The organism is Amycolatopsis sp. NPDC043887 (genome assembly GCF_056435665.1).
Genome location: NZ_JBWKEB010000028.1, coordinates 60,936 through 80,998, shown reverse-complemented (window position 1 = coordinate 80,998; position 20,063 = coordinate 60,936). Strand labels below are relative to the sequence as shown.

Below are 20,063 nucleotides of genomic sequence, written 5' to 3'. Positions count from 1 at the left end.
TCCGCGACGACCTCCACGAAGCCTTCCTCACCATCGGCTGCGCCATTATCTGCTGGCGCCGACTCAAAGCCCACTCATTCTGTTAGGACCCCTAACTGGACATCTGGCCGCCACGGCCGGCGGTCGTGTTGCGAAAGCCACGTCGCCGGGAGCGCCGCCCATCGCTTCGGTCGTCACCGAAGCGTCCACTGGCTACCGTCGTGACATGACCTCATTCGCCGCCCTGCACGTCCCCGGTTCCCCGCTGCTCCTGCCGAACGTCTGGGAGTTCGGCACGGCCGCCTTCCTTGCCGTGCATGGCTTCCCGGCGCTCGGCACGACCAGTCTCGGGGTCTCGGCCGCCGAGGGCGAGCCGGACGGCGCCCCGTCCTCGAAGGAAGCCACCGTCCGGCTGGCGCGGCGGCTCACCGGGCTGGACACGCTCATCAGTGTCGATCTCGCCGACGGGTTCAGCGAAGACCCGGGCGAGGTCGGCGCGCTGGCGGCTGAGCTCGCCGAAGCCGGTGTCGCGGGCATCAACCTCGAAGACGCGCTGGGCGATCCCGTGCGGCACGCCGCCAAGATCGCGGCGGTGAAGGAACGCGCTCCCGGTCTCTTCGTCAACGCGCGGACGGACACGCATTGGCTGGGGGAGCCCGACATCGGCACCGCGATCGACCGTTCTCTGTCCTATGTGAACGCGGGCGCCGACGGGGTGTTCGTGCCGGGGCTCGCCGAACCCGCGGACGTCATGCGGCTGGTGAAGGCCGTCCGGGTGCCGGTGAACCTGCTGTTCCTGCCCGGCAAGGTCACCGTCGCGCGAGCGGCCGAACTCGGCGTCGCCCGGGTCAGTCTCGGTTCGCTGCCGTACCGGATGGCGCTGGCCGCCACGCTGCGTACGGTGGAGGCCGTTCGCGACGGCGGTGAACTCCCGTTGGCCCCGCCGTCGTACGCCGACGTCGCCGCCGTGCTCCCGGAATCTCATTAATCTCGGGAGCATGCAGACCTTCGGAGCCGAATTCGCCGTCCCGCCCGGTTATCTGAACACGCCCAGTATCGGCATCCCGCCGTCGCACGTGGCCGACGCCGTGGCGGAAGCGGTCGAGCGGTGGCGCCGCGGCGAAGCCCGTCCGGCGGACTTCGACGAGCCCGTCGCGCGGACCAGGGCGGGGTTCGGCGCGCTGATCGGGGTCCCGGCGGAGCGGGTCGCGATCGGGGCGTCCGTCTCGCAGCTGATCGCGAACGTGGCCGCCGGTCTGCCCGACGGCGCCAGCGTGCTGGCCGCCGCGAACGACTTCACGAGCGTCACCTTCCCGTTCGCGGCCCAGGCGCACCGAGGGGTGAAGGTCACCGAAGTCCCGTTGGCCGAGCTGTCCGCACGCGTCGAGGGGCACGACCTCGTCGCGGTCAGCGTCGTCCAGTCGGCCGATGGTGCCCAAGTCGACCTCGGCGCGCTCAGGGCCGCGGCCGAGGCGGCGGGTGCCGCGGTCCTGCTCGACGCCACGCAGGCCGCCGGGTGGCAGCCACTGGACCTCGGCTGGGCCGACTGGGTGGTCGCCGCCGGATACAAATGGCTGCTCGCGCCGCGCGGGGCGGCGTGGCTGGCCGCGCATCCGCGGGTGCTGGAGCGGGCGGTGCCGGTCGCCGCGAACTGGTACGCGGGGGAGGACCGCTGGCAGACCGTCTACGGCCTCCCGTTGCGCCTCGCCGAGGGCACCCGCTCGCTCGACCTGTCCCCGGCCTGGCTCGCGTTCGCCGGCGCCGCGGTGTCGTTGGACTACCTCGCGTCCCTGGACCTCGCCGCCGTCCGCGCGCACTGCGTGGGGCTCGCCGACTCACTCCTCGAAGCGCTCGGCTCACCCGGTCAGGGGAGCGCGATCGTCTCGCTCGACGCCGACGCCCGCCGGGTGCAGGAAGCGGGCATCGTGGCCGGTACCCGGGCCGGAAGGCAGCGATTCGGCTTCCATCTCTACAACACGGCTGACGACGTCGAACGGGTGATAAGCACGTTCAGGTGAACCGCCGGAGCGGCGTGAACTACCGTATGTTCCCGTGGTTGGTGCGCAATTTACCCCGGGACCGACGGAAACGGCCCGGCTTCAGCCGGTGCGACCGGCAGGGCCGGGCGGGCCGCCGCCCGCGCCGAATCCGCCGAGGGACACCAAGGGCCTGGCGCTCAAGGGCGCCGGACTGGTCGCCATCGCGGTCGTGTCCGCCCTGCTCTGGTGGCTGATCCGGCACGAGCCGGAACCCACCCCGGTCGCGGACCCGCCGTCGAAGAGCGGCCAGTTCCAGTACACGCTGGTCGAGGGGCCGCAGGTGACCACCGACTGCGCGAGCAAGGCCTACGGCGACACCAAGAAGTTCTTCACCGAGACGCCGTGCACGCGCCTTTCACGGGCGCTGTACACGACCGAGACCGGTGGGAAGAAGGCACTGGTGTCGGTCGTCCTGGTCACCATGCCCGGCGAGGTCACCGCGACCCAGCTCAAGGCGCTCACCGACAAGGACGGCACGGGCAACGTGTCCGACCTGGTGCGCGACGGGACCTTCAAGGCGCAGGGCGCTCCGAAGATCTCCGGGCAGGACGCGGCCTACGACTCCCACGTCAGCGGGCCGGAAGTGGCCATCGTGCTGGCCGGTTTCTACAACAAGCAGACCGACAAGCAGCTGCTGGAGCGGATCGCGACCGACGCCCTGCGGCTTTCGGGTGACCTGCGCCGCTGACCGGACCCTCAAGCGCTATGAAGGGTCCCTTCCTTGCAAAATTTGCAAGGAAGGGACCTTTCATTGCACACGCGACGGGACCGAAGCCGCGCGAAAGACCTCAGACCGACTGGCCCGGCATGGCGATCGCCACCGGCTTCGCGCCGAACTCGGCCCGCCACGCCGTCCCCCGCCGCGCCGACCCGATCAGCGCGTTCAGCGCCGTCGTCCGCAAAGCCGCGTCGTCCGTCCGGTCGATCACGCCGAGCCAGGCCGAGGTCGCGTCCGCCTCGGCCGTCGCCACCAGTTCCATCGCCGAGTTCGCCTCGGTCACCGGCCTCGGCGGCACGTACGCGGCCTCCGGACCGGTGGGCGTCTGACCCGCCGCGGAAAGCATCCGTTCGCAGACGTCCCGCCGTTTGACGTGCTCGGCCGTGCCCCTGGCCACCGCGCCGGTGAAGGCGGCGGGCAGATACGCGCTGACCAACCCGTACACCCAGATCGCCGCGTGTTCGGCCGCCAGCGCCTGCTGGACGGCCTCCGCGCTCTCCCCGCCGAGCCGGACCCCGGCGGGCACTTCGACCGCGCCGGCGTCGTCGCCGCGGCCGAGCTTCTCCGAACTCTGCTGCAGCGCCGCGCAGCCCGCCGCGATCGAGGCGACCATCCCGGCGCGGTAGCGGGGCAGCGAAGGCACGAGGCCCTCGGCCTGCTTGCGGGCCTGGGCGAGCCGTTCCTTGAGCCCGTCCACCGACGACGGCGGGGTCTCCGCGGGACCGGACTGCTCCGGCTTCGGCCGGTTGAGCCGGTCGACCTCGGTCTTGAGCGCGGCCGCGTGCGCGGCCCGCGCGGTGGCGACCGCTTCGCCTTCGGCGCCCAGCGCCTTCGCGCCGGCCGCGTCGGTCTCCGCCGCGCGCAGCAGGGGACCCAGCGGGTCGGGGCTTTCGTCGAAGCCGGGGGAGCAGGCGGACGCCAGCGGCACGGCCAGCGCGGCCAGCGCTCCCATCCGCAGGAAAGTGCGACGGCTCGGCTCTGTCGATCTTCCGGTCACGCCGCCCCATCCTGCCAGTAGCCCGCGCGGGGCCGCCGCTCGCGCGTCACGCTGGGGTGACCGGATAAGCTGGACCACTACCGAACCCGGATCCACGCCGCCGGGTCGCCCACAGCCGAACAGGAGCGCTCCACCGTGCCCAACGACCTCGCCAGCAGGCTGGAGCCCATCGTGGCCGAAGCCGTCAAGGCCGCGGGTTTCGACCTCGATTCCTTCGAGGTCCAGCAGGCAGGCCGCCGCCAGCTGGTCAAGGTCGTCGTCGACGGGGACGACGGCGTCGGGCTGGACGAGGTGGCGAGCGTCAGCCGTGCCGTCTCCGCCGCGCTCGACGAGAACGAGCACGTGATCGCCAGCGCGTACACGCTCGAAGTCACCTCGCCGGGTCTCGACCGGCCCTTGACCTTGCAGCGGCACTGGCGGCGCGCGAAGTTCCGCCTCGTCAAGGTCACGCCGGCCGAAGGCGCGGCGTTCATCGGCCGCGTCGGGCACGCGGGGGAGAAATCCGCGCGAGTGCTCGTGGACGGCGAGATTCGGGACGTCCCCTACGCCTCGGTGACCAAGGCGGTCATCGAGATCGAGTTCAAGCAACCACCTGCCGAGGACCTGAAACTGTTGGAAAACGATGCGTCGGCCCTGAACGCCGCCACCACGGAGCCGAAGGAGGAGCCGAAGTGAACGTCGACATCGCCGCGCTGCGCGCGATCGAACGGGACAAGGACATCCCCTTCGAGACGGTGATCGAAGCGATCGAAACCGCGCTCCTCACCGCGTACAAGCACACCGAGGGCCACCAGCCGCACGCCAGGATCGACATCGATCGCAAGAGCGGGCTGGTCCGTGTCCTCGCGCACACCCTCACCCCGGACGGCCAGACCGACGAGGAGTGGGACGACACCCCCGAGGGCTTCGGCCGGATCGCGGCGACCACCGCGCGGCAGGTCATCCTGCAGCGGCTGCGCGACGCCGAGCACGAGAAGACCTTCGGCGAGTTCTCCGCCAAGGAGAACGAGATCGTCGCCGGCGTGGTGCAGCGTGACGCCCGCGCCAACGCCCGCGGCATGGTCGTCATCCAGGTCGGCGACATCGAAGGCGTGCTGCCCGCGATCGAGCAGGTGCCCGGCGAGACCTACGAGCACGGCGACCGGATCAAGGCCTACGTCGTGACCGTCTCGCGCGGCAACCGGGGCCCGCAGATCACGCTGTCCCGTTCGCATCCGAAGCTGGTGCACAAGCTGTTCGCCCTCGAGGTCCCCGAAATCGCCGACGGCACGGTCGAGATCGCCGCCGTCGCGCGGGAGCCGGGACACCGGACCAAGATCGCGGTCCGCTCGACGGTGCCCGGCGTCAACGCCAAGGGCGCCTGCATCGGCCCGGTCGGCGCGCGCGTGCGCAACGTGATGAGCGAGCTGGCGGGCGAGAAGATCGACATCATCGACTTCTCCGAAGACCCGGCGAAGTTCGTCGGGAATGCGCTGTCGCCCGCGAAGGTTGTCTCCGTACAGGTCGTCGACGAGCGGGCCAAGACCGCTCGGGTCGTCGTCCCGGACTACCAGCTTTCGCTCGCGATCGGCAAGGAAGGGCAGAACGCCCGCCTCGCCGCCCGGCTCACCGGCTGGCGTATCGACATCCGCAGTGACGCCGCCCCTGAGCAGGGTGACGAAGCACACGCCGGGCAGGCGCGGCCCGCCGCGGCAACCGGTTCGGCTGAGTGAAGGTCGAAGCGCTAGACTTACGAGTGGTTCAGAGCCCGCGGCCGGGAACCGACCTCCAGCATGACCGGGAAACTCCGGTTCGCACCTGTGTGGGTTGCCGTAAGCGGGCCTTGATCGGCGAGTTGCTGCGAGTGGTCGCGGCGGACGGTCGGCTGATCGTCGACGAACGTCGGCGGTTGCCGGGCCGGGGTGCCTGGTTGCACCCCGAGCCGGACTGTCTGGCCAAGGCCGAGCGGCGCAGAGCGTTCCCCCGGGCACTTCGTGTTCCAGGGTCGCTCGACGCCCAGGGTGTCCACGAACGCCTGGAGCGGCTCGCCGAGGAATGAGGGGCGCCGGGACATCCCCGGTGCCGGATGGAATCAGGAAGCAGGTCGACCCGTCATGAGTCAGCCGTGAAGCTGAATCAATGAACGCGCGACAATAGGACGAGGTCTGCGGGTCTGCCGCCGGCCTCCCCAGATGAGGAGAGCTGTGCCAGGCAAGGCCCGAGTACATGAGCTCGCGAAAGAGCTCGGCATCACCAGCAAGGAAGTTCTCGCCAAGTTGAAGGAACAGGGCGAGTTCGTGAAGTCCGCGTCGTCCACCGTCGAGGCGCCGGTCGCCCGTCGTCTCCGTGACGCGTATCCGTCCAAGGACGGCAAGAAGAAGCCGGTTCCGACCCCCGGCCCGCGCCCTTCACCCGCGCCGCCCGCGAAGCCCGCTGCCCCGGCTCCGGCCGCGAAGCCCGCTCAGCCCGCGGCGAAGTCCGAGGCCCCGGCCGCCCCCGCGGCGTCCGCTCCGGCGGCGTCTGAAACGTCGGCCCCGGCCCAGCAGCCGTCCCGGCCCGCTCCGGGCGCCCGCCCGGGTCCGCGCCCCGGCCCCCGGCCGCCGGCGCCCAAGGAAGAGGTCGCTCCGGCGGCGAAGGCCGCTCCGGCCGAGCCGAAGAAGGAGACCCCTCCGGCACCCGCCACCCCGCCCGCGTCCCAGACGCCGTCGCAGGGTTCGGTCGTGCCGCCGAAGCCGCAGGGCCCCAAGCCCGGCGGTCCGAAGCCCGGCCCGCGCACCCCGCGTGTCGGCAACAACCCGTTCGGCGTGGGTTCCGGTTCCCCGGCCCCGCGCCCGTCCGCCCCGCGTCCCGGCGGCGGCAACCAGCAGGGCGGCGACAACCGTCCGCCGCGTCCCGGTGGCGGGCAGGGCGGCGACCGTCCGGCCCCGCGTCCCGGTGGCGGCGCTCCCGGCGGTAACCGGCCCAGCCCGGGCAACATGCCCCCGCGCCCGAACCCCGGCATGATGCCGGGCCGCCCGGCCCGTCCGGCCGGTGGTCCCGGTGGCGGCCGCGGTGGTCCCGGTGGCGGAGCCCGTGGTGGCCCCGGCGGCGGCGCTCGTGGCGGTCCCGGTGGCGGCGGCGGAGGTTTCCGCGGCGGTCCCGGTGGCGGCGGTGGCGGTTTCCGTCCCGGCGGCGGTGGCGGCGGTTTCCGTCCCGGTGGCGGTGGCCCCGGTGGCGGTGGCGGTGCCCCGGCCGGTGGCGGCGGTTTCCGTGGCGGCGGCGGTCGTGGCGGCCCCGGTGGCCGTGGCGGTACCGCGGGTGCCTTCGGGCGTCCCGGTGGCCCCTCGCGCAAGGGCCGCAAGTCGAAGCGGCAGAAGCGCCAGGAGTACATGGACAACATGCAGGCGCCCAGCGTCGGTGGTGTCCGTCTGCCCAAGGGGCAGGGCGAGACGATCCGCCTGCCGCGTGGTGCCTCGCTGACCGACTTCGCCGAGAAGATCGACGCCAACCCGGCTTCGCTGGTGCAGGTGCTCTTCCACCTCGGTGAGATGGTCACCGCGACGCAGTCGGTGTCCGACGACATCCTGGAACTGCTCGGCGGCGAAATGAACTACAACGTTCAGGTCGTCAGTCCCGAGGAAGAGGACCGGGAGCTGCTCGAGACCTTCGACATCACCTACGGCGAAGACGCGGGTGAGGAAGAGGATCTGCAGGTCCGTCCGCCGGTCGTGACCATCATGGGTCACGTCGACCACGGTAAGACCCGACTGCTCGACACGATCCGCAAGACGAAGGTGCGCGAAGGTGAAGCCGGTGGCATCACCCAGCACATCGGCGCCTACCAGATCGAGACCGAGCTCGAAGGCAACCCGCGTCTGATCACCTTCATCGACACCCCGGGTCACGAGGCGTTCACCGCCATGCGTGCCCGCGGTGCCAACTCGACCGACATCGCGGTGATCGTGGTGGCGGCCGACGACGGTGTGATGCCGCAGACGGTCGAGGCGATCAACCACGCGCAGGCCGCCAAGGCGCCGATCGTGGTCGCGATCAACAAGATCGACAAGGAAGGCGCGAACCCGGACAAGATCCGGCAGCAGCTGACCGAGTACGGCCTGGTCGCCGAGGAGTACGGCGGCGACACGATGTTCGTCGAGATCTCCGCGCGGCAGAACATCAACATCGACGGCCTGCTCGAGGCGATCCTGCTGACCGCCGACGCCGCGCTGGACCTCCGGGCCAACCCGGACATGGAGGCCCAGGGTGTCGCGATCGAGGCCCACCTCGACCGCGGCCGTGGTCCGGTGGCCACGGTGCTGGTCCAGCGAGGCACGCTGCGCGTCGGTGACTCGGTCGTGGCGGGTGACGCCTACGGCCGCGTCCGCCGGATGGTCGACGAGCACAACGTCGACGTCACGGAGGCGTACCCGTCGCGTCCCGTCCAGGTCATCGGGTTCACCTCGGTGCCGGGTGCGGGCGACACCTTCCTGGTGGTCGACGAGGACCGCGTCGCCCGGCAGATCGCCGAGCGCCGCTCCGCCCGGACGCGCAACGCCCTCAACGCGTCGCGCCGCAAGCGGGTCAGCCTTGAGGACCTCGACTCCGCCTTGAAGGAGACGAACAGCCTCAACCTGATCATCAAGGGTGACAACTCCGGTACCGTCGAGGCCCTCGAAGCTTCGCTGGTGCAGCTCGAGGTCGGCGACGACGTCGAACTCAACGTCGTGCACCGCGGTGTCGGTGGCGTCACCGAGTCCGACATCGACCTGGCGACCGCGTCCGACGCGATCGTCCTGGGCTTCAACGTCCGTGCGCAGGGCAAGGCGACCGAGCGGGCCACCCGCGAAGGCGTCGACGTCCGGTACTACACGGTCATCTACCAGGCGATCGAGGAGATCGAGCAGGCTCTGAAGGGCATGCTCAAGCCGGAGTACGAAGAGGTCGAGCTCGGCAAGGCGGAGATCCGCGACGTCTTCAAGTCGTCGAAGATCGGCACCATCGCCGGTTGTCTCGTCGTCTCGGGCGAGATCCGCCGCAACGCGCGGGCCCGCCTGCTCCGCGACGCGACCGTCATCGCCGAGAACCTGCCGATCAGCTCGCTGCGGCGGTTCAAGGACGACGTGGTCGAGGTCCGCGACGGGTACGAGTGTGGTCTGACTCTGGGGTCGTACAGCGACCTCAAGGTCGGCGACATCATCGAGACCTACGAGCAGCGCGAAAAGCCGCGTGCGTAAGTGACAAAGCGGCGCTCCTCCGCATCTGGGCGGGGGAGCGCCGCTTCACCTTCGAAACAACCCAGAACCCCACATGTTCGTAGGAGCTCTTGAGCTCGACATCCTGCTGGGCGACGTCCACTCGCTCAAGCAGAAGCGATCCGTGATCAAGCCGGTGCTGGCCGAGGTGCGCAGGCGTTTCGACGTCTCCGTCGCCGAAGCGGGCCATCAAGACCTGCACCGGCGCGCGCTGATCGGTGTGGCCGTGGTCGCGGCGAGTGGCGAGCAGGTTCGTGACGTGCTCGACTCGTGTGAGCGCCTCGTGGCCGGAAGGCCGGAGTTCGACCTGCTCTCCGCCCACCGCCGGCTGCTCGGCCCGGATGACTGAACCTGTCGGCGGAGTTGAGATGTAATCGGAGAGATGACCGTGCGCGCGAACCCGCCCGGCCGAAGGCCCCGCTATCGCGGTGGCAGGACGCCATGGTCGCGTGTCGTGACGTGGATGACCAGGCAGCGTCCTGCCGACGTCGATCGCGGTCGCGGGTTCACCGACAGACACTGAATGAAGATCTTTCGAGGAGACGAAATCCCATGGCCGACCCCGCTCGGGCTCGTAAGCTCGCCAAGCGGATCTCACAGATCGTCGCGCACGCGATCGAGCACGACATCAAGGATCCGCGGCTCAACCACGTGACGATCACCGACACGAAGATCACGGCGGATCTGCACGACGCCACGGTCTACTACACGGTGCTCGGCGAGAACCTGGAGTCAACGCCCGACCACGCCGGCGCCGCGGCGGCGCTCGAATCCGCCCGCGGTGTCCTGCGCACGAAGGTCGGTCAGGGCACGGGTGTCCGCTACACTCCGACGCTGGCCTTCGTGGCCGACAGCATTCCTGAGGACGCCAAGCGCATCGAAGACCTCCTCGCGAAGGCCAGGGAAGCCGACGCGGAGGTCGCCCGGCGGGCGACTGGGGCGCAGCACGCCGGTGAAGCCGACCCGTACAAGCCGCCGCGGGAAGAGGCCGAAGACGATGAGTTCGCCGACGAGGAGACCCGTCGCTGATCGGGTGGACCACGCCGTGAGCCGGCGTGGCCTGCTGCTGGGAGCCGCGGCTCTCGGCGGCTCGGCGCTGGTTTCCGCTTGCGGCGCCGAGAAACCGCCCCTGGTGGGGCCGCCCCCGGTGGCCCCACCGAGCACTCCGACGCCGCTCACCGAAGCGGTCACGGTGCAGAAGATGCGGTCCGCGGCGCGGAACCGCGACGTCAACCTCGTCATCATCGCGCCGGACGGGGTGTCACGGGTCGGGATGCCGGTCTGCGTCGCCCTGCACGGGCGCGGCGCCGACGCGCGGACGTTCCTGAACCTCGGCGTGCAGGACGCGCTGAACCAGGCCGTCGCGGCCGGACGGCCCGGGTTCGCGGTGGCCGCCGTCGACGGGGACAACTACTGGGTGGACGTCGGCAAGGCCGACGACCCGCAGCGGATGCTGTCCGACGAACTACCCGGCTGGCTCGCCCAGCGCCAGCTGCGGCCGCCGTCGGCGATGTTCGGGATCTCGATGGGCGGATTCGGCGCCCTGCGCTACGCCCGCGACCACAAGGACCTGAAAGCCGTCGCCGTCGCCAGCGCGGCGTTGTTCGTGAGCTGGCCCGATGCCAAGTCCCGCAAGGTCTTCGCGGATCGCGCGCAATGGGAATCGCACGAGCCGTTGCTGCACACCGCCGATCTTTCCGCCGAATCGACCGGGGTGTGGTGCGGGAACTCGGATCCCTTCGCCCGCGCCGACCGCAAGCTCATCCAGGCACTGGACCCCGTCGTCGCGAAGATGACGCCGGGTGGGCACAATGACGACTACTGGCGCGAGATCATGCCGGACGTGCTGAAGTTCGTGGGGGAACGCATCGCCTGACGCCGCATTTCGTCCTCTGAATGCGGTAGTGCGCGATGCCAACTACCGCATTCAGAGGACGAAACGCGGGGGGTCAGGCCGGTTTGGCCGCGACGATCAGGTCCCGCACGATCGCCTGGTCCACCCGGTGCGCGAACTCCGCGAACGGGCCGCCCTCGCGGACTTCCAGCCCGGCCTTGTCCAGGATCGCGGCGAGTTCCTCGCGGGGCGCGACGTTGGTGTTCCAGGAGATGCCGAGCGCGCCGCCGGGCCGCAGCACCCTCGTCCACACCGGGACCGCGGCCGCGAGCAGGTCTCGCGGGCTGCGCGCGAGCGACGCGTCCTGGGTGCGGTGGCTGCCGTGCTGCACGCCGTACGGGGCGTCGGTGACGATGAGGTCCACCGAGTTCGGCCGCAGCAGTTCGTCGGTGGTGAGCGTGTCGCAGTTGAGGTAGCTCAGCTTGCGGACGTCACCCGCCTTGTACTGCTCCTTGGTGATCCCGAAACCGATGTCGAGCCGCCTGCCGAGCCGGACCTTGTTGCGACGGACCTGACCGGATTCGGCGCTGTGCTTGATCCGCTTCTGCTTCAGCCAGGTCTTGACGAACAGTTCGTAAGAGTCGAAATCCTTGCCGTCGACGTCGAGGCCGGTCGCGTCGAAGCCGTACATCATCGCCTGGTTCAGCGTGGTGCCGCGGCCGCAGAGCGGATCGAGCAGATGCAGCGGCTTGTCCAGCATCGCCGCCGGGTTCGCCGTCGACATGAGGGTGACGTTGACGAGCAGTTTGGTGAACAGCTCGTTCGTCTTGCCCGGGTACTTCTGGATGGTCAGCAGATCCGAGTCGAAGTTCGCGAGCGGGCTGATCGTCACCGGCTTCAGGACGCCGTCGCCGAGTTCGAACAGCGCGTACAGCGCGGAAAGGTTCGAAAGGAGCGCGAGATCGCGTCCGCTCAGCGGGGCGGGCGTGGTGAAGGTGAGGTAGCCGACGCCGCCGAGTTCCGTCTCGCCGATCTCGGAGACTTCGGTCTCCAAGGCGGACAGACCGAACACCGCCAGCTCCGCGCGCAGCAGGGCCGGAGTGGAGTCGGTGTAGACCCGGTTGGCGGACGGGTAGACCAGGATCGCGTACTCGGACATCCGGTAGAGCGTAGCTTGACTGATTGTGACAGCCACTCCAGTGCCGAACCTGAAGGAAGCCGCCGCCCTGCTGGCGCGCGCGAACGACGTGACCCTGCTCGGCCATGTCCGCCCGGACGCCGACGCGCTCGGCAGCGCGCTGGCGCTGGGCCGGGCACTCCAGCTGCGTGGCGGCGTCAAGGTCCGCGTCTCGGTCGGCGAGCCCGAGGAGATGCCCGAAACCCTGCGGAGCCTGGACGTCGGCGGGCTCTTCGTCCCCGCGAGCGAGCTGCCGGAGAGTGAACAGCTGCTGGTCGCGCTCGACACACCTACCCCGGGCAGGCTCGGGAAGCTCGCGTCGCGGGTGGACGCCGTCCGCGCGGCGGGCGGCGATGTCCTGGTGATCGACCACCACGCGTCCAACGTCTTCTACGGCACGCACCACGTCGTCGACGACACCGCCGAGGCCACCGCCGTCCTCGTTTTCGCGTTGCTGGCCGAGCTCGGCACCGAGATCGACGAGCCGATCGCTCGCTGCCTGTACGCGGGGCTCGTCACGGACACGAGCGGGTTCCGCCGGGCACGGCCGTCGACCCATCTGATGGCCGCGAAGCTGCTCGAAGCCGGTGTCGATCCGGACAAGGTGGTCCGCGAGATCGTCGACGATCACCCGTTCGCGTGGTTGCCGATGCTTTCGGACGTCCTCGCGGGTGCCCGGCTCGAGCCGGAAGAGGCACGCGGCTTCGGCCTCGCGCACGCCGTGGTGACCCTCGACGCCGCGCGATCCGTGCGCGCCGAGGAGGTCGAAGCGGTCATCGACGTCGTCCGGTCCACTCGCGAGGCCGGGGTCGCCGTGGTGCTCAAGGAAACCGAACCGATCGGACCGCGGCAGCGATGGACGGTCTCGCTTCGGTCGGCGGGCGGCGTCGACGTCTCGGCGGTCGCGGGGGAGCTGGGTGGCGGCGGACATCGCCAGGCCGCCGGGTGCACCGCGGAGGGGACTGCGGACGAGGTGCTCGGCAAGCTGCGGGAGGCCTTGTCGAGGGCGCCGCTGCTGTGACGGTGTCATCGTAATTTCATCGGTCGTTCCTAACGTGATCCCCACGATGAACGAGCGAGCCTCCCTCCGCCGCCGGATCCTGGTCACACTGGGCGTGATCGTGTTGTTCCGGCTGGGCCAGAGCCTGCCCACCCCTCATGTGACCGTCCGCGCGCCGGAAGCCGATCACCCGCTGCGCTGGATCCTCGACCTCCTCACCGGCGGCGGCCTGGCCACCCTGCCGGTGTTCGCGTTCGGCGTCCTGCCCTGCCTGGCCGCCCCGCGACTCCTGTCAGGACTGATCGTCCTGATCCCGCGGCTGGCCGCGCTCCGGGCCGAAGGTGAAGCCGGCGCACGGGTGCTGAAGCGGTACCAGCGGCGGCTCACCGTCGCGCTCGGCCTGCTGGGCGCCGTCGGGGTGCTCGCGTTCCGCGGCCAGAACGTCCTCGATGGACCAGGGGCCATCGTCGTCGTGTGCCTGACCGCGGGAACCGCCCTGGTCCTGCGGCTGACCGAGGTGATCACCGACCGGGGATTCGGCGACGGCGTCCGGATCCTGCTGCTCGCGCAGGTTTTGGCGGTGCTGCCCGCGGAGTTCCTGCGTCTGTACGCAAGGGCGGGCTGGGCCGCGATCGCGGTGATGACCGTGGTGACGCTGTCGATCACGGTGCTCACGATCGTCATCGCGCAGGGACAGCGCCGCGTCCCGGTGCAGTACGCCAAGCGGATGATCGGCAGACGCGCCTTCGGCGGGGCCTCGACGTACATTCCCCTTCGCTTCCACCAAGCGAACAGTCCGGCCGTCGTCGCCGCGGTCCTGCTGTCGGTGCCGGTGCATTACTTCGGCCTGGGAGATCCCGGGTGGATCGCGGTCTACTTCGTCCTCGTCTGCCTCTTCGCCTTCGCGAGGGCGGCTGTGGCGCAGGACATGGACAAGGTGGCGGGCGAACTGGTGCGGGTGGGCGGTTTCGTCCCCGGGATCCGGCCGGGGAACTGGACCGCCGAGTACCTCGATCACGTGAACCGCCGGATCCTCGCCTTCGGAGCGCTCTGCTCGGGAGTGGTCGCGCTGATCCCGGCCGCCGGTCTGGCACTGCTGGACGCGAGCCCGACGCTGCTCGTCGCCGGGGTGACCCTGCAGGTGGTCCTCGTCTTCCTCGTCAGTGTTTCGCTCGATACCACGCGGCAGATCGAGTCGCTGCGCCGGCAACGACGCCACGAACCGTTCCTCCGCTGAGCGAACGGTCCGCGCCCGGGGTGGGGCGCGGACCGTGGCCGCCTCAGAAGTGCGGGAGCCAGCCGCCGCCGAGGGCGTCGGCGGCGCCGAACTTGTTGGCGCCCTTGCCGTTCCAGAGGTAGAGGGTGCCGGTGGTCTGGTGGATGGCGCCGATGTCGCTGTGGCCGTCCTTGTTGACGTCTCCGAGCGACATCAACGTGGCGTGGTAGTCGCCCCAGCCGCCTCCGACGGCATCGGCCGCACCGAACTTGTTGCCGCCTTTGCCGTTCCAGATGTAAAGCGTGTTGCCGTCGCGGATGGCGGCGAGGTCGGTCTTGCCGTCGTTGTTGAAGTCTCCGGCGACGGGCGCGGTGAAGGGTTCCCAGCCGCCGCCGACGGTGTCGGCGGGGGTGAACCTGCCGTTGCCCTTACCGTTCCAGATGTAGAGCGTCCCGTCCTTCACTGCGGAGAGGTCGCTGATGCCGTCGTTGTTGAAGTCTCCGGCGACGGGCGCGGAGAAGGGCGCCCAGCCGCTGCCGACGGCGTCGGCGGCGCCGAATTTGTTGCCGCCTTTGCCGTTCCAGACGTAGAGGGTGCCGTTCTTGACGGCGGCGAGGTCGGTTTTGCCGTCCTTGTTGAAGTCGCCGGCGGCGGGGCGGGTGAAGCCGTCCCAGCCGCCGCCGATGGGGTCGGCGGTGCCGAAGTTGTTGTTGCCCTTGCCGTTCCAGATGGTCAGGGTGCCGGTGCCGGTGGCGTAGATGTCGCCGGCGCCGTTGCCGTCGAAGTCCCCGCCGTCCGCGGCGGAGCGCTGCCACAGCGCGCTGACGATCTTCTGCGCGTCACCGGCCTCGGTCTGATAGCGGTCCGGGTAGGCCGAGACCTGCACCGCCTGGCACACCTCACCGATCGGCGCCGAGCTCCATGAGCCGTTCGGGTACACCCGCACCATCTTGTCGAGGAAGGCGTTGGTGGCCCAGACGGGGTTGAGCCGGTTCGCGGCGCTGCCCCAGGACGCGCGTTGCTGGAACAGGCCGAGGCTGTCGTGGTCGACCTCCTCGCTGATGTTCTGGAGACTCGTCTCCACGATCACCGTGGCGATGGCGATGGCCGCGGCTCTCTGACTCAGCCCGCGGGCGCGGACGGCTTCCACCACCACTCGGGCACAGGAAACGCGGTACGCGGTCAGGTATCCCCGCATCTTCGCGGTCAGGGTGCCGTTGAGTTGCGTGGCCAGGGCGGCGTCCTGGCTGGTCGTGCCCGAGCGGTCGCACGGGGCCGTCGCGTAGGCGGCGGTCACCAAGCCGGCCGGTTCTTCTTCGGCGTGCGCGACGGGGGACAGGGCGGTGATCGCGAAGACGGTCAGGGCTGCCGTGGTCGCACGGCGGGCGAAGTTCTTCGACACTGGTCGACCCTCCAAGGTCGTGGGGTGGGGACGGAACCGGTCAGAAGTGCGGGAGCCAGCCGCCGCCGAGGGCGTCGGCGGCACCGAACTTGTTGGCGCCTTTGCCGTTCCAGAGATAGAAGGTGCCGGTGGTCTGGTCGATGGCGCCGATGTCGGAGTGACCGTCCTTGTTGACGTCGCCCAGCGACATCAGGGTGCGGTGGTAGTTGGCCCAGCCGCTGCCGATCGAGTCGGCGGCGCCGAATTTGTTGCCGCCCTTGCCGTTCCAGATGTAAAGCGTGTTGCCGTCGCGGATGGCGGCGAGGTCGGTCTTGCCGTCGTTGTTGAAGTCTCCGGCGACGGGCGCGGTGAAGGGTTCCCAGCCGCCGCCGACGGTGTCGGCGGGGGTGAACCTGCCGTTGCCCTTACCGTTCCAGATGTAGAGCGTCCCGTCCTTCACTGCGGAGAGGTCGCTGATGCCGTCGTTGTTGAAGTCTCCGGCGACGGGCGCGGAGAAGGGCGCCCAGCCGCTGCCGACGGCGTCGGCGGCGCCGAATTTGTTGCCGCCTTTGCCGTTCCAGACGTAGAGGGTGCCGTTCTTGACGGCGGCGAGGTCGGTTTTGCCGTCCTTGTTGAAGTCGCCGGCGGCGGGGCGGGTGAAGCCGTCCCAGCCGCCGCCGATGGGGTCGGCGGTGCCGAAGTTGTTGTTGCCCTTGCCGTTCCAGATGGTCAGGGTGCCGGTGCCGGTGGCGTAGATGTCGCCGGCGCCGTTGCCGTCGAAGTCACCACCGTCGAGGGACTTTTCGATGACCTTGTCGTAGCGGATGCCGCGGTAGGTGGTCATCTCCGACCAGCTGTTGATGTTGTGGTTGGTCTTCTGGCCGTAGGTGTTCTCCGAGTAGACCCAGGCGCCGGCGCTGTGGTCACCGGTGTCGACCCACTTCTCGAACAGCTCGATGTGACCGTTCTTGAGCAGCGCGTCACCGGGCAGCAGGTCGTGCAGGCTCGGCACCCAGGACTTGTGCGAATAGGACTCGAAGTCGTCGGTGTTGAGATCCCAGCCGTCGGACTTCTTGGGCAGGTGCCAGGCCATCGCGACCAGGCCGGAGCAGTCCGGCCGGTACTTGCCGCCGGTGCCGTCCGAGATCGCGTCCGACTGGTTCTGGCTGTACCAGGTGTCGCCCCGGTCGTACCAGTACTTGGCCCTGGCGATGATCTCCGCGCGGGTGATCGATCCCCCCACCGTGGAAGCCGCGCTGGCCTCGTTCCGCGTGCCGAACGTGAGCAAGCCTGCGACCAGTGTCACGAGGGCCGTGATCGCGGCGGCGAACCGGACCGCCGTTGGAGAACCGGAGCTGTTCATGACGACCTTTCCTGAGCATGATGTTCGTGGACGACACAGAGGCTCCGGGAGGCCGCTGTAGCCACGCTTCAGCGCGGGCTACAGCGAGGCGGCGCGCTGTGAGGGATCCGCTCTGGGGGAGGGACGGATGAGGTTTTCTCTGCTCGGGCCGATGGAGGTGACCGGCCCGTCGGGGCCGATCGCGCTCCCGGGGACGAAGCCGCGCACACTGCTCGCCGCGCTGCTGCTGGGATACGGCCGGACGGTGCCCGCCGAACGGCTGATCGGCGTGGTGTGGGGAGAAGAGCCACCCACGACCGCCCGCGCGGTGGTGCAGACGTATGTCGCGACGTTGCGCCGGGCATTCGACGCGGCCGGGTTGCCGCAGGTCATCGTGTCCGACCGGAACGGTTACCGCGCCGACGTCGCCGAGGACGCCCTCGACGTACGGATGTTCGAACAGCTGGTGGAACGGGGACGGCAGGCCGCGCAGAGCGGCGATCACACCGAAGGCGCGGACCTCTTCCGCACCGGCCTCGCCCTGTGGCGTGGGCCCGCGCTCGGCGGGATCGGGGAGTCGTTCCTGCGCGCCGAGGCGACCCGGCTCGACGAGTTGCGGTTGACCGTCACCGAGGAGCGGGTCGACGCGGATCTCGCGGCGGGACAGGGGCCGCGGCTGCTCGCGGAGCTCACCGAGCTGGTCGCCCTGCACCCCACCCGGGAACGGCTGCGCGGCGGCCTCATGGTCGCGTTGTACCGGTCCGGGCGGCAGGCCGAAGCGCTTGAGGTGTACGAACGCGGCCGGAAGGCGCTGAGCGACGAACTGGGCCTCGATCCCGGGCCGGAGCTGCGGCGCGTGCACGAGTCGATCTTGCGCTGCGACGCGGCCCTGCTCCCGGCGGTCACCTCCCGTACACCGCGGCAGTTGCCGTCGCCGCCACCCGATTTCACCGGCCGCGCGCCGGAACTCGCGGCACTGCGCACGACCTTGGTGCGGCCCGGCACGATGCCGGTCGCCGTCGTCGCCGGTGCGGGCGGCGTGGGCAAGTCCACTTTGGCGCACCGGGCCGCGCACGAGATCGCCGAGCGGTTCCCCGACGGCCAGGTCCATCTGGAACTCCACGGTTCCACCGGCACGCCGTCGACCGCCGAGGAGGTACTCGGCCGCGTCCTGCGTGATTTCGACCCCGCGACGACGCCGCCCGGCTCACTCGAAGAGCGGGTCGCCCGGTACCGGACGCTGCTCGCGGGCACCAGGACCCTCGTCGTGCTCGACGACGCCGCGAACGAGGCGCAGGTCCGGCCATTGCTGCCCGGGAGCCCGGGGTGCGCGGTGATCGTGACCTCGCGCAACCGGCTGCCGGCGCTGGCGGGTGCGACCTTCCTCGAACTCGGCGTGCTGCCCGCCGACGCCGCGCTCGATCTGTTCACCCGCATCGTCGGAGCGGATCGCGCGAGCACCGAACCCGCGTCGGCCGCCGAGATCACCGAGCTGTGCGGGCAGTTGCCGCTCGCGATCCGCGTCGCCGGCGCGCGGCTGGTCTCACGTCGGCAGTGGACGCTGTCCCGGCTGGCGAGCCGGTTGGCGCACGAACAGCGGCGTCTCGACGAACTGGTGGTCGGCGATCAGGAGGTGCGGGCCAGCATCAACCTGAGCTACACGCTGTTGCCCAAGGCGGTGCGGACCGCGCTGCGAAGACTGGGGCTGCTCGGTCTGGCGCATTTTCCCGCCTGGGTCGCCGCGTCGGCGATGGAGGCCGAGCTCGACGACGCGGAGCAGGTGCTCGAAGACCTCGTCGACGTCTCCCTGCTCGAAGTCGACGGCGTGGATTCCTTGGGGCTCATGCGGTACCGGCTGCACGACCTCGTCCGCCTGTTCGCGCTGGAACGCGCTGTCGAGGAGGAATCGGCCGCGGACCGGGCCGCCACCGTCGAGCGGGTGCTCGGTGCCTGGATCTGGCTGGTCGAGCGGGTCAACGAGACCCTGCCGCCGGTCGTGCCGTCGATCCAGGGCACGTCCCGGCTGGGCCGTCCCGTCGACGAGGAGATCGCGCGACGCGTCGAGGCCCGGCCGTACGAGTGGTTCCGCGCCGAAGAGGAGGCGATGACCACCGCCGTCGATCTGGCGGCTTCACTGGACCTGGTGGACATCGCGGTCGAACTCGCGTCGGCCTTGTGCGGCACCGCTTTCGGCGGGCACAACCGGGTCCTCGACGACTCGCTCGGGTCCTGGCGGCGCACCCACGACGCGGCGCTCACCGCGGCCCGCCGCACCGAAAACGCACTGGGCGAGGCGACTCTGCTGGCGGGGCTGGGGCAGCTGTACTACGAGCACGACGACTTCCCCCGCTCCCGCGCGCATCTGAGCCAGGCGTTGTCGATGTTCCGCGCCGCCGGTGACGTCCGGGGCGAGGCGGCCACCCTCGCCGCGCTCGGCGCCGCGTGCCGCGAGCAGGGCTATCTGCCCGAGGCGGTGCACTTCCTGGATCGTGCCGGGCGGATGTGGTCCGGTTTGGACGATCCGGGGGCGATGGGCCACGTCCACCGGCTGGCGGGCACGGTCCGGCTGGAAATGGGGGACTACCCGAGGACGCTGACCGCGCTGACCGAGGCACGAGCGTCGTTCGCGGCGGCGGGCTCGCGGCGCGGCGAGGGACTGACACTGCGCAGCCTGTCGCTGTACCACCGGGCCCGCGGCGAGTGGGCCGAAGCCGAACAGTTCGCGCGTGAGGCGCTCGCGGTCTTCGAGGGATCCGAAGACCGCATGCTCGTCGCCTATTCCGAACGCGCCCTGGCCAAGGCCTTGCTGCGGCGCGGGGACTCGGTCGCCGCGCGGCGGCTGGCGGACCACGCGCTGGAGGTCTGCCGCGAGCTCGGCGACGCCTTCGGTCATGCGTGCACCCTCCGCGTCGTCGGGGAGGTGCATCTCGCCGAAGGCCGGTTGTACCAAGCGAAAGACTGCCTGGATGACTCGCTACAGCGGTGGACCGAGCTGCGCGCCGAACTGTTCCGGGCACGGACGTTGCGCACCCTCGCCGAGGTGCACGACGCGCTCGGCGACGCGCCGGCGGGGGAGCGGATGACGGCGGAAGCCCTGGAGACCTTCCGGACCTACGGCGCCCGCGAGTACGAGGAACTCTCCGCTGTAACGGGGTTACAGCGTTCCTGAA

17 protein-coding genes are annotated in these 20,063 nt (G+C 70.3%); 13 read left to right on the top strand and 4 right to left on the bottom strand.

Going from position 1 to position 20,063, the window contains the following annotated elements:
• The first annotated feature begins 205 nt into the window (after positions 1-205).
• The 3 genes from AC069H_RS41130 to AC069H_RS41120 all read left to right on the top strand — a co-directional run bounded on the left by AC069H_RS41130 (position 206) and on the right by AC069H_RS41120 (position 2,706).
• Entirely contained in the window at positions 206-967 is a 762-nt protein-coding gene (locus tag AC069H_RS41130; protein ID WP_478235926.1) for an isocitrate lyase/PEP mutase family protein, read from the top strand.
• 10 nt (positions 968-977) lie between these two features.
• Entirely contained in the window at positions 978-1,997 is a 1,020-nt protein-coding gene (locus AC069H_RS41125) for an aminotransferase class V-fold PLP-dependent enzyme (protein ID WP_478227348.1), read from the top strand.
• A gap of 88 nt (positions 1,998-2,085) precedes the next feature.
• Positions 2,086-2,706 carry a hypothetical protein gene (locus AC069H_RS41120; protein WP_478227347.1) on the top strand — a complete coding sequence of 207 codons (621 nt, stop codon included), beginning with the start codon at positions 2,086-2,088 and terminating at the stop codon, positions 2,704-2,706.
• A gap of 100 nt (positions 2,707-2,806) precedes the next feature.
• On the opposite strand, the gene AC069H_RS41115 is transcribed toward AC069H_RS41120, so the two are convergent.
• A complete protein-coding gene (locus AC069H_RS41115) occupies positions 2,807-3,733 on the bottom strand; it encodes a ferritin-like domain-containing protein (RefSeq protein ID WP_478235925.1) in 927 nt (308 codons plus the stop codon).
• A 135-nt stretch (positions 3,734-3,868) separates the two neighbouring features.
• Here AC069H_RS41115 and rimP point away from each other — a divergent pair, with 135 nt between their 5' ends.
• From rimP to AC069H_RS41080, 7 genes are all read left to right on the top strand, one after another.
• Positions 3,869-4,408: a ribosome maturation factor RimP gene (gene rimP, locus AC069H_RS41110; RefSeq protein WP_340683989.1), complete on the top strand. Its 540-nt coding sequence runs from the start codon at positions 3,869-3,871 to the stop codon at positions 4,406-4,408.
• Entirely contained in the window at positions 4,405-5,445 is a 1,041-nt protein-coding gene (gene nusA / locus AC069H_RS41105) for a transcription termination factor NusA (protein WP_034312226.1), read from the top strand. Before rimP ends, nusA begins: the two co-directional genes overlap by 4 nt.
• A 110-nt stretch (positions 5,446-5,555) precedes the next feature.
• Positions 5,556-5,771 carry a DUF448 domain-containing protein gene (locus AC069H_RS41100; RefSeq protein WP_039919655.1) on the top strand — a complete coding sequence of 72 codons (216 nt, stop codon included), beginning with the start codon at positions 5,556-5,558 and terminating at the stop codon, positions 5,769-5,771.
• A gap of 145 nt (positions 5,772-5,916) precedes the next feature.
• Positions 5,917-8,925 carry a translation initiation factor IF-2 gene (gene infB / locus AC069H_RS41095; protein WP_478235924.1) on the top strand — a complete coding sequence of 1,003 codons (3,009 nt, stop codon included), beginning with the start codon at positions 5,917-5,919 and terminating at the stop codon, positions 8,923-8,925.
• Between the two features lie 73 nt (positions 8,926-8,998).
• A complete protein-coding gene (locus AC069H_RS41090) occupies positions 8,999-9,292 on the top strand; it encodes a DUF503 domain-containing protein (RefSeq protein WP_034312220.1) in 294 nt (97 codons plus the stop codon).
• A 203-nt stretch (positions 9,293-9,495) separates the two neighbouring features.
• Positions 9,496-9,972 (top strand): 30S ribosome-binding factor RbfA, encoded by a 477-nt coding sequence (gene rbfA / locus AC069H_RS41085; protein WP_007029396.1) that lies wholly within the window; start codon positions 9,496-9,498, stop codon positions 9,970-9,972.
• Positions 9,973-9,988: 16 nt separating this feature from the next.
• Positions 9,989-10,819 carry an alpha/beta hydrolase gene (locus AC069H_RS41080; RefSeq protein ID WP_478227342.1) on the top strand — a complete coding sequence of 277 codons (831 nt, stop codon included), beginning with the start codon at positions 9,989-9,991 and terminating at the stop codon, positions 10,817-10,819.
• Between the two features lie 73 nt (positions 10,820-10,892).
• Here the strand turns inward: AC069H_RS41080 and AC069H_RS41075 are convergent, their stop codons facing one another.
• Positions 10,893-11,936: a TRM11 family SAM-dependent methyltransferase gene (locus AC069H_RS41075; RefSeq protein ID WP_478235923.1), complete on the bottom strand. Its 1,044-nt coding sequence runs from the start codon at positions 11,934-11,936 to the stop codon at positions 10,893-10,895.
• Positions 11,937-11,976: 40 nt separating this feature from the next.
• On the opposite strand from AC069H_RS41075, the gene AC069H_RS41070 reads away from it, so the two are divergent.
• Both AC069H_RS41070 and AC069H_RS41065 read left to right on the top strand, forming a co-directional pair.
• A complete protein-coding gene (locus tag AC069H_RS41070) occupies positions 11,977-12,975 on the top strand; it encodes a DHH family phosphoesterase (protein WP_478235928.1) in 999 nt (332 codons plus the stop codon).
• Between the two features lie 46 nt (positions 12,976-13,021).
• Entirely contained in the window at positions 13,022-14,191 is a 1,170-nt protein-coding gene (locus tag AC069H_RS41065) for a preprotein translocase subunit SecY (protein ID WP_478235922.1), read from the top strand.
• 43 nt (positions 14,192-14,234) lie between these two features.
• Here AC069H_RS41065 and AC069H_RS41060 read toward each other — a convergent pair whose 3' ends face one another.
• Entirely contained in the window at positions 14,235-15,572 is a 1,338-nt protein-coding gene (locus AC069H_RS41060) for an FG-GAP repeat domain-containing protein (protein ID WP_478235921.1), read from the bottom strand.
• Positions 15,573-15,612: 40 nt separating this feature from the next.
• Positions 15,613-16,914: an FG-GAP repeat domain-containing protein gene (locus tag AC069H_RS41055; protein WP_478235920.1), complete on the bottom strand. Its 1,302-nt coding sequence runs from the start codon at positions 16,912-16,914 to the stop codon at positions 15,613-15,615.
• 127 nt (positions 16,915-17,041) lie between these two features.
• Between AC069H_RS41055 and AC069H_RS41050 the strand changes: the two genes are divergently transcribed.
• A complete protein-coding gene (locus AC069H_RS41050) occupies positions 17,042-20,062 on the top strand; it encodes an AfsR/SARP family transcriptional regulator (protein WP_478235919.1) in 3,021 nt (1,006 codons plus the stop codon).
• Position 20,063: the final 1 nt, after the last annotated feature.